Here is a 14324-nt window from a genome sequence, read left to right as displayed (position 1 = left end):
GCACAGCTGGCGCTGCCGCTGATCACCCTGGCCCTGTTTACCCTGGCCCCCATCGCCCGTATGACCCGGGCGGCCATGTTGCAGACCCTGGGCAGTGACTTTGTGCGCACCGCCCGGGCGGCGGGGCTCAGCGGTCGCCGGGTGCTGGTGACCTATGCCTTCCGCAACGCCCTGCTGCCGGTAGTGACCACTCTGGGCATGGTGTTCTCCTTTGTGCTGGGTGCCAACGTGCTGGTGGAAAAGGTGTTCGCCTGGCCGGGCATCGGCTCGTTTGCGGTGGAAGCCCTGGTGGTGTCGGACTATGCCGCCGTGCAGGGTTTTGTGTTGTCCATGGCGCTGCTGTTTGTGGTGCTGAACCTGTTGATTGACGTGATCTACACCCTGATAGATCCCCGTGTGGGCGAGGAGAGCTGAGATGACGAGCATGTCGACAGGAAGCAAGGCGCCGGCGCTGTCCGGCCCCCCCAAAGCCAGTTTCTGGAGCCATCTGCGTTACGTGGTGTCCGAGAACCCGGTCACCGGACTGGCCTTCGGGTTGTTCGCCCTGATCATCGTCGCGGCAGTCTTTGGTCCCTACCTGGTGCCCTATGATCCGTTGGCGACAGGGGTGGGAGCCGCATTACAACCGCCCAGTATCAGTCACTGGTTCGGTACCGACCATCTGGGTCGGGACGTGTTCTCACGGGTGGTGGTGGCCACCCGGCTGGATCTGCTGATTTCGGTGTCGGCGGTGGCCATTTCCTTTGTGGTGGGTTCGGTGATGGGGGCGTTTGCCGGCTATTTCGGTGGCTGGACCGACCGCATTACCGGTCGCCTGGTGGACACCATCATGGCGTTTCCGCTGTTCGTGCTGGCCATGGGCATTGTCGCGGCAGCCGGTAATACCGTGGAGAACATTGTTTACGCCACCGCCATTATCAACCTGCCGTTCTACGCCCGTATGGCACGGGCCGAGGTGAGTATCCGTCGCAACGCCGGTTATGTGCAGGCGGCCCGGCTGTCCGGTAACTCGGAAGTACGGGTGCTGTTCGGCCACATCTTTCCCAACATCATGCCACCCATGATGGTGCAGATCTCCCTGAACATGGGCTGGGCCATTCTCAACGCCGCCGGCTTGTCGTTCATCGGCCTCGGCGTGCAGCCGCCCACCCCCGAGTGGGGCATCATGGTGGCTGAAGGCGCGAACTTCATCATTTCCGGTGAATGGTGGCTGGTGATCTTCCCGGGACTGGCGCTGATGCTGGCAGTCTTTACCTTCAACCTGATTGGCGACGGCCTGCGGGATCTTGTCGATCCGCAGCGCCGCACCTGAGGAGCCCGGCCATGGCCATTCCCTTGCTGGATATCCAGCGTCTGAGTGTGGATTTTGTGACCCGCAATGGCACCGTACGGGCCATTGATGATATTTCCCTGGAAGTGGGCAAGGGCGAAACCCTGGGTATCGTGGGTGAATCCGGCTCCGGTAAATCGGTCACCTCCTACGCCGTCATGCGGATTCTTGACCGGGCCGGTCACATTGCCGGCGGCAAGATCACCTACGGCGGCATGGCGCTGCACAAGGCCCGGGAAAAGGACATGCGGGACATCCGCGGACGGGAAATCTCGATGGTTTTCCAGAACCCCCGGGCCGCGCTGAATCCGATCCGCCGGATCGGCCAGCAGGTGGCTGATGTGCTGATGCAGCATAGTCAGGCGACCCGCGGTAATGCTCGCGAAAAGGCCATCGAGATGTTGCGGGCGGTGAAAATCCGCGATCCGGAAAAGCGTTACAACGCCTATCCTTTCGAACTCTCAGGCGGCATGTGCCAGCGGGTGGTGATCGCCATCGCCCTGGCCTGCCGGCCGCGATTGCTGATTGCCGATGAGCCCACCACCGGGCTGGACGTGACCACCCAGAAAGCCGTGATGGACCTGATTGTCGAGCTGACCCGCGAGTACAACATGTCCACCGTGCTCATCACCCACGATCTGGGTCTGGCGGCGGCCTACTGTGACCGGCTGGTGGTGATGCAGAGAGGCAGGATTGTGGAAGCCAACAGCTCGGCGGCACTGTTCCACGACCCGAAGGACCCTTACACCCGGCAATTGCTGCAGGCTACGCCTCACATTGACTCGGAGATTCGCGATCTGCTGCCAGCGGAGCTGAAAGCCGCGGCTATGGATCTGCCGGAGAACGCTCAGGTAGGTGAGTGCATACTATCGGTAAGAGGCCTGAGGAAACAGTTCGGTAAGCCCGGCGCCGAGGATGCGCACCTGGCCGTGGATGACCTCTCGTTTACCATTCGTGAAGGGGAGAGTCTGGGGCTGGTGGGCGAGAGCGGCTGTGGCAAATCCACCACTTCGGCCATGGTGATGCGGTTGCTGGATACCAGCGGAGGTGAGATCGAATTCCTCGGAGAGGACATCGCCGCAGTATCATCGGCGAAATTTGCGTCGCATCCACTGCGCAGCAAACTGCAGATGGTGTTTCAGGACCCCACCGACAGCCTCAACCCCCGCTGGAGCGCGGCCCAGTCCATCGGTGATCCGATCCAGCGCCTGGCACGGGATATGAGCGGTGAGCAACGCAAGCAGCGGGTGCTGGAACTGGCGAGCCTGGTGGGTCTGCCCACCCACCTGCTGGATCGCTTTCCCCACCAGCTGTCCGGCGGCCAGAAAGCCCGGGTCGGCATTGCCCGGGCCATTGCTCTGAATCCTAAACTGCTGATTCTGGACGAACCCACCGCTGCACTGGATGTGTCGGTGCAGGCGGTGGTGCTGAATTTGCTGGAAGATCTGAAACATCGTCTGGGTATGAGCTATCTGTTCATCAGCCACGATCTCAACGTGGTGCGGCTGCTGTGCGACCGCATCATGGTGATGCAGAACGGCGTGATTGTTGAGGAGGGCGAAGTTCATCAGTTACTGGACGCGCCGGCCACCGAGTACACCCGTACGTTGCTGGCGGCGATTCCCCATCCTCCTGCCACTGCCTCTACCACTGCAGCCGCAGGAGCCAGCCGTTGAAGTCATCGCCGGAGGCAATAATGGAACAGCCTGTGCGGGAGATCGCCACCAGTCGCAAAGGCACCGTGGTGGACAGTGTGGTCCAGACCCTGGCCGACGACATTGTCAGCGGCCGACTAACCCCGGGCACCAAGCTGGATGCCCAGGCCATTGCCGAACGCTTTGGCGTCTCCCGCACCCCGATCCGGGAAACCTTCGGTCACCTGGCGGCCATGGGCCTGGTAACCCATCGCCCCAACCGGGGGGTGATGGTGGCCACCTTGTCGGCCCAGTCCCTGGGTGCCTTGTATGAGGCCATGGCGGAGCTGGAAGCCGCCCTGGCGCGGCTGGCGGCGCTGCGGATGAACAGTGCTCAGCGGGAGGCCTTGTCGAGGCTCCACCAGGAGTCGGTGCACCTGGTCCGTGACGGCACCGCCGACGCCTACGCCCGCTACAACCAGGAATTTCACAGTCTGATTTTCGAAGGCGCCCAGAGCCCCCAGCTGCAGCAGCTGGCGGAAGCAACCCGTACCCGGCTGGCGCCCTTTCGCAGGGCCCAGTTCCGGTTGGTCAACCGGATCAGCAAATCCTGGGAAGAACACGATGCCATCGTGCGGGCACTGATGGCCGGTGATGCTGACGGCGTGGCCCGGATGATGCGACTGCATGTACAGACGGTCAGTGCCATGTCCGCCGAATTCGTGGCGGAGCATCAGCCACTGACCAATGATCACGGGGACTCCTGAACCATGAAAGCAAGCTCCACTGCCGGTGTCATCTGCACGCCCCACCCGCTGGCCACCGAAGCCGGTCTGAGGGTTCTGGACGCGGGCGGCACCGCCATCGATGCGGCGCTCGCCGCCAGTGCTGTGCTGGCAGTCGTCTATCCACATATGACCGGACTGGGGGGTGACGCCCTTTGGCTGCTCAGTAACGGGCGTCAGGTCGATACCCTTCTCGGTATTGGCCAGGCCGGGCAGCGCCTGCCGGACGGTGGCGAGATTACCCCCCGGGGCCCGGCTTCAGCCGCTACCACGGCCGGCGCCCTGCGCAGCTGGGCCATGGCCAAAGACTGGAGCCGGGAGCGCTGGCATTCGAAGCTGCAGTGGTCAGACCTGCTGGAGCCGGCCATCACTCTGGCCCGACAGGGTACGCCGGTGTCCGCCTCCCAGGCCTTCTGGCAGATTCAGCGCCGGGAGCTGATTGCCTCCCTGCCGGATCTGACCCGATTGTGTTGTGACGCCTCAGGCCAGTTGCTGGCTGAAGGCGCTACTATGCATCAGCCGGAACTGACCGCCACTCTCGAACAGCTGGCCCGGGCCGGGGTAGACGACTTTTACGAGGGCGAGCTGGCCGCTGCACTGGCCGAGGGCTTCACCACCTTGGGCAATGGCCTGACCCGGCAGGATCTGCAACGGACCCGGGCGATTCACAGCAAACCCCTGAGCATTCGCTACCGCCAGGGCACCCTGTTCAACTTTCCACCGCCGACCCAGGGCCTGTATACCCTCAAGGCTTTGAACGCGCTCAGCCATGTGGCACTGGCTGAGTATGAAAACGGTGGCGCTGACTATTACCACTATCTGGTGGAAGCCATCAAAGCCCAGTTGAAGGTACGTAACCGTGAGCTCTGTGACCCTGCCATGGGCACTCTGGATACCGGTGACCAGCTCAGCTTTGCTCGCTCTGTCGCCGATTTCGCCGCCATTGATCCGGACATCGCCGTACCCTGGCAGGAAACCGGGCGCCCGGCGGATACCGTGTGGTTCGCGGCCTGCGACCGCGAGGGGCGCACCGCGTGCCTGATGCAAAGTCTGTTTCACGATTTTGGTTCTGGCTGTGTGGTGGGTGATACCGGCATACTCTGGCTCAACCGGGCTGCAGGCTTTGCCAAAGATCCGGGCCATGACAACGCCTGGGCGCCGGGCAAGCGCCCTGCCCATACCCTGAATCCCTCCTGCTACCTGGCGGACGACGGTGGCCAGTTCTACTACGGTACCCAGGGTGGTGATGGCCAGCCCCAGACCCAGATGGTGCTGGCTACCCAGTTGGTGGATTATCAGCAGCCCATCGAAAAAGCCCTGCTGACGCCACGGTTTTTGCAGGGTCGCAGTTTTTTCGACAGTACCGACAACCTGAAACTGGAACAGACCATTTCGCCGACCGTGGGCACCGAGCTGACCCATCGTGGCCATGACATTGAATGGATACCGGAACTGAGCCCCTATACCGGACTTGCCGGTGTGCTGGCGATACAGCCGGATGGTCGCCGCGAAGCCATGCACGACCCGCGAGGCCAGGGCAGTGCCCTTGGCCAGGCCTGAGTCAGGCCGACTGACTTTCAAGTCAACCAGCTTTCAAATCAATCAACTTTCTGACAAGGAATACCCCATGGAAATGATCATCGCCTGCTCCGCACTTGGCATTGTTGCAGGCATTCTCGCAGGCATGCTGGGTATCGGCGGTGGTGTGGTGATTGTGCCGGCGCTGATCCTGATCCTCTCCGCTCAGGGCTTTCCTGCCGAATTTATCGTGATCACCGCGGTGGCGACGTCTCTGTGCACCATCATATTTACCTCGATCTCCGCAGCCCGGGCCCAGATCAAACGCAAGGCGGTGGACTGGGACATCTTCAGGCGCTGGGCGGTTATGGTGATCATTGGCAGCTTTCTGAGCGGATTTATCGCGGCCCGGTTGCCTTCCATCGTGCTGGAAGTAGGCATTGCCATCTTCCTGCTGATCATAGCCATCATCATGCTCAGCCGCTGGGTACCGGACCCGGCCCGCACCATGCCCGGCGCAGCAGGCACCTCCGCTCTTGGTCTGTTCAGCGGTACCCTTTCCGGACTGGCCGGCATTGGTGGCGGCAATGTGATGGTGCCGCTGATGGTGTTCTTTAACGTCCCCATGCAGCGGGCAGTGGCCACCTCCAGCACCCTTGGTTTTCCGCTGGCCCTGGTGGGCACGGCTGGCTATGTCATTTCCGGCTGGAACCAGACCATCAGCGACTGGTCCTTCGGTTACGTCTACCTGCCGGCAGTACTGCTGATCGCCATCTTTACAGTCATCATGGCCCCTTTCGGGGTGGCTTTGAGCCACCGGATTCCGGCGCCGACCCTGAAGCGCTGTTTTGGCGGTGTGCTGCTGCTGGTGGCAGGAAGAATGTTGTTCAATGCGTTTTGAGTGGCTATTGATTAATCCCGGCGGCGCCCCGATATTGGATTGAATCGCTTCCGGCCAACATTGATGAACCCGACACACAGCATGTCCAGGCAATACCTGAGTACCCGAGGGGTACTTGCCTGGCTGTTGCTGTGTGTTTTTGCGTCCGGTGCCCAGGCCACGGCTTCCGGAGCCCAGGCGAACGTTGGCAAGGGGTTCGCTGGCCAGATTTCCCAGCTGGTGGTTGCCGGCCAGGAAGACTCCCGACGGCTCAGCCCGGATGGCCGCCAGCTCCTGGCCGGACCCGATGACAACCCTCCGTCCGCTTTCGACTGGCCGGTTGCTGTCAGCTATTCCCTGCTCCCGGTTTGCAGCCTCCCTTCTCCTGCCTCATCGTCCCGCGAGCCTGTCCACCCTCCGCTGGCACTGCGCGGCCGTAGCCATACCCCCAGAGCACCTCCCCAGGCGTAACCCTCCCGTCCAACATTCTCTGTTTGCTGACATCACGACCTAACGTCGAGGGTTATCCATGAAATCATTGTCTTCCCGGGCTGTGGTCTACAGCCTGTTGATTCTGCTTGGGCTGCTGAGCGCCATGCCCAACCTTTTACCGCCATCGGTGGCAGAGAATCTGCCGGATTGGTACACCGAAACCACCCTGTCGCTGGGGCTGGATCTCAGTGGCGGGTCACATCTGTTATTGGAAGTAGACACCCGTGAGCTGATCGCTACGGCCGCACAGGAGAAGGGCAAGCCCCTGAGCGCCGCAGAGCTTGAGGCCCTGAGCCAGGATGCAGTGGAGCGTAGCCTGGAAGTGGTGCGCCGCAGGCTCGATGAAACCGGGCTGGTGGAGCCCAGTATTACCCGTCAGGGCAGTGACAGCATTCTGGTGCAGATGCCCGGGGTGGCGGATCCCGGCCAGATCCGGGAATTGCTGGGCACCACCGCGCGGATGACCTTTCACTGGGTCGCTGAGCCTGATTCCCGGGGGCAGGTTGAGGTCATCACCCTGCCGGCGGATGAGAGTCGCGTGGGTGACGGTAAAGCAGCGACTGGGGAACAGCTTTACCGGCTGGAGAAGCGAGTGGCCATGGAGGGCAAACACATCAGCGATGCCCAGCTGGCCTTCCACCCGGACACCAGCGAGCCGGTGGTCAACTTCCGGCTGGATAACGAGGGCACGCGGCTGTTTGGCGACATCACCCGCACCCACATTGGCCGGCCTCTGGCCATTGTGCTGGACGGCAAAGTCATTACTGCCCCGGTGATCCGCGGTATCATCGCCGGCGGCAGTGGCGAGATCAGCGGCAGCTTCACCCCGGCTTCCGCCAGCAACCTGGCCCTGCTATTGCGGGCCGGTGCCCTGCCAGCGCCCCTTGATGTGATCGAAGAGCGCACCGTAGGACCGGATCTGGGTAGCGATGCCATTGCCATGGGCATCAGCACCGGCCTGATCGGCGCCGCTTTGGTGGTGGCCTTCATGCTGGGTATCTACGGCACCTGGGGGCTGATAGCCTGCATTGGCCTGGCGGTGAACATCGGTCTGGTGTTCGGCATTCTCAGCATACTGGGCGCCACCCTGACCCTGCCGGGCATCGCCGGCATCATCCTCACGCTGGGCATGGCGGTGGATGCCAATATCCTCATCAACGAGCGTATCCGGGAGGAAAGCCGCAGAGGCAGGTCTGCCATGATGGCCCTGCGGGAGGGCTTTGATCGTGCCTACAGGACCATCCTCGACTCCAACGTGACCACGCTGATAGCTGTCAGCCTGCTGTTCCTGTTTGGCAGCGGGCCGATCAGGGGCTTTGCGGTTACCATCGGGATTGGCCTGCTGACCTCCCTGTTTACCGCCATCGCGGTGACCCGCTTATTGATGGAGTGGCGGACCCGTCAACTGGGCCGTCAGCCATTGACCATATCCGGCATCCGATTTCTGGACCGGCTCAGCAATGGCTCCCTGAATCTGATGCGGGGGCGGATTGCCGGCATAGCGGTATCACTGGTTCTGTCAGTGGCTTCCATCGGGTTGTTCGTGAACCCGGGGCTGAACTACGGCATTGATTTCAGCGGTGGCACCCTGGTGGATGTTAGTGCCCACGGCACTACTGTGGAGCAGCTGCGGGACGGCCTGCAGGATCACGGCCTGGGCCATGCGGCGATTCAGGAAACCGGCGAACGTGGTTATTATCTGCTGCGCTTACCCCGGGCCAGTGCAGCGGAAGTGGCCAGTGGCGAGCAGGTAGCCACGCTGAAAACCGCGGTACAGAACATCAGTGAAGAAGCGACCTTCCCCAAGGTGGAAATGGTGGGTCCCAAGGTCAGCGGTAATTTCAGTGACGCCAGCATACTGGCCGTGCTGCTGGCGGGGGTGGGCATGCTGGCCTACCTGTGGATGCGTTTTGAATACCACTTTGCCCTGGCTGCCACCCTGACCATTGCCCTGGACCTGACCAAAACCATCGGCTTTTTTGCTCTGACCGGCATCGAGTTCAACCTGACGGCCGTGGCCGCACTGCTCGCCCTGATCGGTTACTCGGTCAACGACAAGGTGGTGGTGTTCGACCGGATCCGCGAGAACCTGCGGCTGACACCGGACAAACCGATGCTGGAATTGCTCAACCAGAGCATCACCTCCACCCTGACCCGCACCCTGTTCACCTCGGTCACCACCCTGCTGGCCCTGGCGCCCATGGCTATCGCCGGCGGCAGCGCGGTTGCCAGTTTCGCCCAGCCCATGCTGTTCGGGATCGTGATAGGCACCAGCTCGTCTATTCTGGTGGCCTCGCCTATCCTGTATTTCTTTGCGGAGCGGCGCACCCGCAGGGGGCTGAGCCAGCTGGGGCCCAGTGCGGAGGAGCTGAAGCAGCAGCTGGACCTGATTCCCTGAGCGGGCAGGTCTGGAGGAGTTTGCGGATGAATGACTGAACCTTGCTCCGGCGCTTGCTGTTATTTTCGAGCGTCGGGGTAGCCCGGAATACTCTTTATGCAAAGCCCCTGAGCCTGCCAGCGAGATAGGGCGCAAGCGCCGTGATCAGAAGTACAACCGGCCAGAGGTTACCCCCCGTCAAAGCGTAGGCCTCGAACATCACCTGCCAGGATTTGCCTTGCCACAGACCAAGTGAAAACTCGAAAACCAGCGTCAGGGCAAGCCAGCCCAGGCCAATAGTAAAAAGTTGAGCTGAACGGCGTTCACCAAGCCAGGGTAGTGCAAGGTAGGCAACGACAAGGATGAGCACCGACAGCAATACTCCGCTCAGGACAAGCCCGCTTGCATTGCCAAACTTCGGGATAAGAAAGGCTTCCCGCAGTCCACCATTCAGCACCGCCAACAGCAGAATAATGAACCAGACAGCCAGGGCTTTAACAGCGACCCGATAGGGCATGGGAGCCTCCTGTTGCGTCCAGCGGTTTACACAGCCTGGTCAGAGCCATAGCTTCCTCCAGCGGCTAATCAACACCGGTTTCTGCTGAACACTCCGTTAAAATGAGCCGCCAGCGGAGTCACCGCCAAGCGGCTTGTTGGCGGCTTCTGCCTGAAGCCTTTCCACCAGCCATACCTTGATAATCGGCTGCCGCGTGACACCAATGCGTGCAGCTTCATACAGCCCCCACCTTTTTCCACGGCGAACTCAAATTCATCCATGAGTACAAATTATTCCTGTTCTACTCACGCTGCAAGAGATGGTAAAAGGTGGGATGTATTCATCACGAAATCCAATCCCCCAACCTCCCGCCAACGTAAATCCCCCGGACCCCCAACAACCGGAGCCCCCAATGACCCGCGCCCTTTACTGGTTTACCCGAGACCTCCGCCTCCACGACAACCCCGGCCTTATCCAGGCCGCATCTGCAGACCTGCTGCTGTGTGTGTTCGTGGTGGACCCCCGCTGGTTCAGGCCGGGGCCGTTTCAGTGTCGGGCGCTGGGCCAGCATCGCTGGCGGTTTTTGTGGCAAAGCCTGATGGCGCTGGATGAGGCTTTGCAGAGCAAGGGTAACCGGTTGCACATAGCCTGGGGTACGCCGGAACAGTCGATTCCAGCCTTGTGTCGGGGCTATGAGATTGATGAGTTGCACGGGGCGCGCTTGCCGGGCAGTTATGAGCGCCGGCACTGGGCTGAAATCTGCGAGGCTGTGCCCCAGGTGAAAGCCCGTCAGCATGAAAACCTGACTCTGTTCGAGCAGGCGGATCTGCCGTTTGGGCTTGACCAGCTGCCGGCCACCTTTTCGGCCTTCCGGCGACAGGTTGAGAAGGCCAGAATCGAGCCGAAGCCGCCGCAGCCAGCACCGGATGCATTGCCCCCGGCCCCGGGACTGGCCCAGGATGCCCGGGATCAGTGCCCGCCGGTTGTGGATCCTGCCAAAGGTGGCGGTAACGCCGGGTTTATGGGCGGCGAGACCGCAGCAATGGCTCACTGGCAGCGCTATCTTTGGGACGACCAGCACATTGTCCACTACAAGGACACCCGCAATGCCCTGGACGACTGGCCGTCCTCCGCCAAGCTGTCCCCCTGGCTGGCCAACGGCTGCCTGTCGGCCCGGCAGGTGGCGGCGGATATTCAGCGGTTCGAGTCCGGGGTGAAGAAGAACGATTCCACCTACTGGCTGTATTTCGAGCTGCTGTGGCGGGAGTATTTCCAGTGGATGGCCTTCGCCCACAACCGGGCCCTGTTTCAGCGGGACGGCGTGCAGCGGGTGCGGCGCAACGCTACCTTTTACGGTCACCGGTTTCAGGCCTGGTGTCAGGGCAACACCGAATACCCCCTGGTGAACGCGGCCATGAACCAGCTGCGGGAAACCGGGTACATCTCCAACCGGGCCAGGCAGATTGTCGCCAGTTGCTTTGTCAACGAACTGGAGCTGGACTGGCGCTACGGCGCCGCCTGGTTCGAGCAGCAGCTGATCGATTACGACGTGGCCAGCAACTATGGCAACTGGCAGTACCTGGCCGGTGTGGGGGCGGACCCTAGGGGACTGCGCCGTTTTGATCTGGACAAACAGACCCGCCAGTTCGACCCGGACCGGGCCTACATCCGCAAGTGGCGGGGAGATTCGGAGCAGGCCGTGGGCCTGCACACGGTGGATGCAGCAGACTGGCCGATTGGACTGGACTGAGCGCCGGCAGGGTTAGCCCACCAGCCATGATAATCCCTGATACAACCCCACCCCGGCAAACAACGGCAGCAGGTTTCCGCGCACCTTCAGGCAGAAGGCGAAGGTGGCGGCTACGGTGATCAGGCCCGTTAGCAGCCTTGGATCACGGACGGCCGTAGCCAGGTCGTTGCTGCCCATCAGTGCGGTACCGATAATACCGCCGATAATGGCGTAGGTGGCATAATCGAAGAAGCGCAACAGGTCAGATCCGCCCTCCTCCAGATTCAGTTTCGACATCACCAGCACCGGCAGGCTGCGAAAGGCGTAGCTGGCGGCAGCACCGGTGAGGATCACCAGCCAGATCAGATGGTTTTCGGACATGCCCCGGGCTCCAGCAGCATCAGAAAGGCAGCAACCACCAGGGCGGTCACGATCAGGCCAAAGCCCGGTAACAGGCTGTTGGCGACGGGGGTCAGTACCAGCCCCAGAGCGCCCGCCGCCAGGAAGCGTGTTTTGGGCCAGACCCGGGCGAGAAAGGTGACGAAGTAGATGGGCAGCACCATGGTCATGGTTTGCTGCAGCCAGGGCGGAATGGTGTCCTGCACCAGGTAGCCCACGCCGGTGGCAAGGATGGCAGTGGGAAAAGAAGCAGCACAGACCCCCAGAAAATACCGCAGCGGATGTTGCAACCGGTTCTCCCGCAGGGGGATAAAGCTGGTAGCGAAAGTGCTGGCGCTGAGCATCTGCACCGAGGCCAGCAATCGGCTGCGGGGCGGCTTGCCCAGATAGGGGGTGATGGAGGCGGACATCAGCAGAAACCGGAAGTTGATCACTACGATGGCCAGTAACGCCGGCAGCCAGGCGCCCTGGGCGATCAGATCGGTCGCGGCCATCTGGGCCGGGGCCGCGAACACCAGCGCTGTCAGAGCCAGGCCCTGTGCCAGATCAAGGCCACTGGCCTGACTGTGGGCACCCACCACCACAAACAGCACACTGAAGGTCAGGGTGACCGGCAGCGCGTCACGGCAGCCTTTCAGAAACTCTCTTGCCGGTGTGGTCATCAGGCTTTCCCGCCCCTTTTCAAATTAATGAGATGACGTGATGCAAGGGGCCTGGTGGTATTCGCTTCGATCAGCCCGGCAATCGCCAGCGCCCGGGCGTCCTGCCAGGGACCGGTCATGATCTGCAGGCCCACCGGCAAGCCGGCTTCGGTAAAACCGGCGGGCACGGATGCCACCGGAAAACCCGGCAGGCTCCACAGGAAGGTCTGGGCCACCCAGCTGGTCATGGGTTTACCGGCAATGTGGGTGGGGTAATTTTCTGCCACCGGAAACGGCAGTACCGGCGTGGTGGGAGTCAGCAACGCATCGAATTCATCCAGCAAGGTGAGTAACCGGTCCCGCAGGGCCTGGCGGCGGTGCTGGGCTTCGGCAATGTCACGGCTGCTCAGAGCGAGACCGGATTTCAGGTTGTTCTGCAGGTTGGGGCCCAGTTCTTCGCGCCGGTCCAGCCAGGGCAGCAGCTGGCTGACGATCACCTGGCCCCTGAGCGTCAGAAAGGTAGCAATTTCCGGTGCCAGGTCCAGCTGAATCTCCTCCACCTTACAGCCGCGGTCGGCTAACCGCTCTGCGGCCGCACGGCACAAGCGGGCAATCTGTGGGTCGATGCCGAAACCTGCAATGTCCGCAATATAGGCGACCCGGCGGGGGTGTGGCTGTTGGCTCAGGAGCTGGGATTGGCCGGGCAGAGCGCCCGGTATTGAAACCCCGGCACGACGACTGCCGCCGGCCATAGCCTGCAAGGCCAGCCAGACATCGGCGGCGTTGCGGGCCATGGGGCCATCCACCTGCAGACTGTCCCAGGGGGCCGGGTTGGGCTCGCTGGGCACCAGCCCGGGGGTTGGCCTCAGGCCCACCACGCCGCAAAACGCCGCTGGGTTGCGCAGGGAGCCACCCAGGTCGGTACCCTGGGCCAGGGCAATCATGCCGGTGGCGAGTGCCGCAGCGCCGCCCCCGGTGGAGCCGCCGGCACTCAGGTCGGGATTCCAGGGGTTGCGGGTGGCGCCGAACACCGGGTTCACGGTGTTGGCGCCGGCGGCAAACTCCGGGGTGTTGGTTTTGCCCAGAATAATGGCGCCGGCGCTGCGCAGACGGGCCACTACTTCCGCGTCCCGCTCCGGCACCCAGTCCCGGCACAAAGGGGAACCGCAGGTAGTCCTCAGGCCGGCGGTGGCAGTAATGTCCTTGATGCCAACCGGTACGCCGGCCAGTGGCGGCAGCACCTTGCTCAGTTGGCGCAGACGGTCGATGTCCCGGGCGCGGGCCAGGGCGCGGTCGGCGTCCAGGGTGCAGATGGCATTGACCACCGGGTTGCAAGCCTCTACCCGGGCCAGCGCGGCCAGGGTTACCTCCACGGCACTGAGTTCACCCCGGCGGATGCTGGCGGCCATGGTACCGGCACTGAGTGCACAGATATCCGACTCCATCCGGGTCATGCCGAACTCTCCGGCTTGCGGGCGATGGCGGTGACAATACCACCGCCATCCGGACCCTGGTGTTCGGCGCCGCCGGACACGAAGATCCGCGTATCCGCCAGCACTGCGGCCGCAATACCACCCACGGCGCCGCGGATGTGTCGTTGCTGGTTCATGTCGCCGTCGTTAAGCATGGTGTGGGGCTGGCCCCGGATCAGGCCCCGGCGGTCGGCTTCGCATTTGACGAAAGCAGCGGCAATCGGTGATTGGCCAGGGCTCGTGGTCAGGGTTGCCGGGTCGATGTTCAGGTCATTCAGCAGGCCATAGAGCGCGCCGATATCGAGGGCGTCTGCCATGGGCCGATGGCTGATGTGGCAGTCCCCGGCCCACTGGCGGCTGTTGCCCAGCAGCACGATTTCGTTACAGGACACCTCGATTCCGGAGGAGCAACTGGCGACACTGGAATACAGCGAAAAATCCTCCAGAAAGGTGGATTCATCCAGCTGGTCCTCACGGATTTCCCCCAGGGCGAGGGCGACACCGAAGGCCGAGGCTACCCGGCTCAGGGCCATGGATTTGTCTGCGGTGCCCCCGGCCACGGTAATGCCCG

Annotated in this window: 14 protein-coding genes; 9 read left to right on the top strand and 5 right to left on the bottom strand. The window is 62.4% G+C overall.

All coding sequences use genetic code 11. The features are described from left to right. The 8 genes from AAC035_RS09825 to secD all read left to right on the top strand — a co-directional run. The coding region (locus tag AAC035_RS09825) for an ABC transporter permease (protein WP_339803232.1) at positions 1-414 on the top strand (414 nt) is incomplete at its 5' end. Between the two features lies 1 nt (position 415). Beyond that, on the top strand, positions 416-1312 hold the full coding sequence (locus tag AAC035_RS09820; RefSeq protein ID WP_339803229.1) for an ABC transporter permease: 897 nt from the start codon (positions 416-418) through the stop codon (positions 1310-1312). 11 nt (positions 1313-1323) lie between these two features. Continuing rightward, a complete protein-coding gene (locus AAC035_RS09815; RefSeq protein WP_339803226.1) occupies positions 1324-3006 on the top strand; it encodes an ABC transporter ATP-binding protein in 1683 nt (560 codons plus the stop codon). Positions 3007-3026: 20 nt separating this feature from the next. Continuing rightward, positions 3027-3731 carry a GntR family transcriptional regulator gene (locus tag AAC035_RS09810; protein WP_339803223.1) on the top strand — a complete coding sequence of 235 codons (705 nt, stop codon included), beginning with the start codon at positions 3027-3029 and terminating at the stop codon, positions 3729-3731. Positions 3732-3734: 3 nt separating this feature from the next. Further along, positions 3735-5309, top strand: a complete 1575-nt coding sequence (locus AAC035_RS09805) for a gamma-glutamyltransferase (RefSeq protein ID WP_339803220.1) — start codon at positions 3735-3737, stop codon at positions 5307-5309. 67 nt (positions 5310-5376) lie between these two features. Then, positions 5377-6168 (top strand): sulfite exporter TauE/SafE family protein, encoded by a 792-nt coding sequence (locus AAC035_RS09800; protein ID WP_339803217.1) that lies wholly within the window; start codon positions 5377-5379, stop codon positions 6166-6168. A gap of 63 nt (positions 6169-6231) precedes the next feature. Then, entirely contained in the window at positions 6232-6618 is a 387-nt protein-coding gene (locus tag AAC035_RS09795) for a hypothetical protein (protein WP_339803215.1), read from the top strand. Between the two features lie 58 nt (positions 6619-6676). Then, positions 6677-9037: a protein translocase subunit SecD gene (gene secD / locus AAC035_RS09790; protein WP_339803212.1), complete on the top strand. Its 2361-nt coding sequence runs from the start codon at positions 6677-6679 to the stop codon at positions 9035-9037. Positions 9038-9131: 94 nt separating this feature from the next. Here the strand turns inward: secD and AAC035_RS09785 are convergent, their stop codons facing one another. Then, positions 9132-9533 (bottom strand): hypothetical protein, encoded by a 402-nt coding sequence (locus AAC035_RS09785; RefSeq protein WP_339803210.1) that lies wholly within the window; start codon positions 9531-9533, stop codon positions 9132-9134. A 391-nt stretch (positions 9534-9924) separates the two neighbouring features. Between AAC035_RS09785 and AAC035_RS09780 the strand changes: the two genes are divergently transcribed. Continuing rightward, the gene (locus AAC035_RS09780; RefSeq protein WP_339803206.1) at positions 9925-11262 is read left to right on the top strand and encodes a DASH family cryptochrome; all 1338 of its coding nucleotides are present in this window, start codon (positions 9925-9927) and stop codon (positions 11260-11262) included. 12 nt (positions 11263-11274) lie between these two features. Here the strand turns inward: AAC035_RS09780 and AAC035_RS09775 are convergent, their stop codons facing one another. The 4 genes from AAC035_RS09775 to AAC035_RS09760 all read right to left on the bottom strand — a co-directional run. Beyond that, the gene (locus AAC035_RS09775) at positions 11275-11622 is read right to left on the bottom strand and encodes an AzlD domain-containing protein (RefSeq protein WP_339803203.1); all 348 of its coding nucleotides are present in this window, start codon (positions 11620-11622) and stop codon (positions 11275-11277) included. Beyond that, on the bottom strand, positions 11604-12302 hold the full coding sequence (locus tag AAC035_RS09770; protein WP_339803200.1) for an AzlC family ABC transporter permease: 699 nt from the start codon (positions 12300-12302) through the stop codon (positions 11604-11606). The genes AAC035_RS09775 and AAC035_RS09770 overlap by 19 nt, the downstream gene beginning before the upstream one ends. Beyond that, complete coding sequence (locus tag AAC035_RS09765; RefSeq protein WP_339803197.1) at positions 12302-13735, bottom strand: amidase family protein; 1434 nt, start codon at positions 13733-13735, stop codon at positions 12302-12304. Before AAC035_RS09765 ends, AAC035_RS09770 begins: the two co-directional genes overlap by 1 nt. Then, positions 13732-14324, bottom strand: a 593-nt coding sequence (locus AAC035_RS09760; RefSeq protein ID WP_339803194.1) for a ring-opening amidohydrolase, incomplete at its 5' end; no start/stop codon positions are given. The genes AAC035_RS09765 and AAC035_RS09760, both read right to left, overlap by 4 nt.

Source organism: uncultured Marinobacter sp. (assembly GCF_963974375.1).
In the GTDB taxonomy this organism is placed as follows: Bacteria; Pseudomonadota; Gammaproteobacteria; order Pseudomonadales; family Oleiphilaceae; genus Marinobacter.
This window is presented reverse-complemented; position numbering and strand designations above follow the sequence as displayed.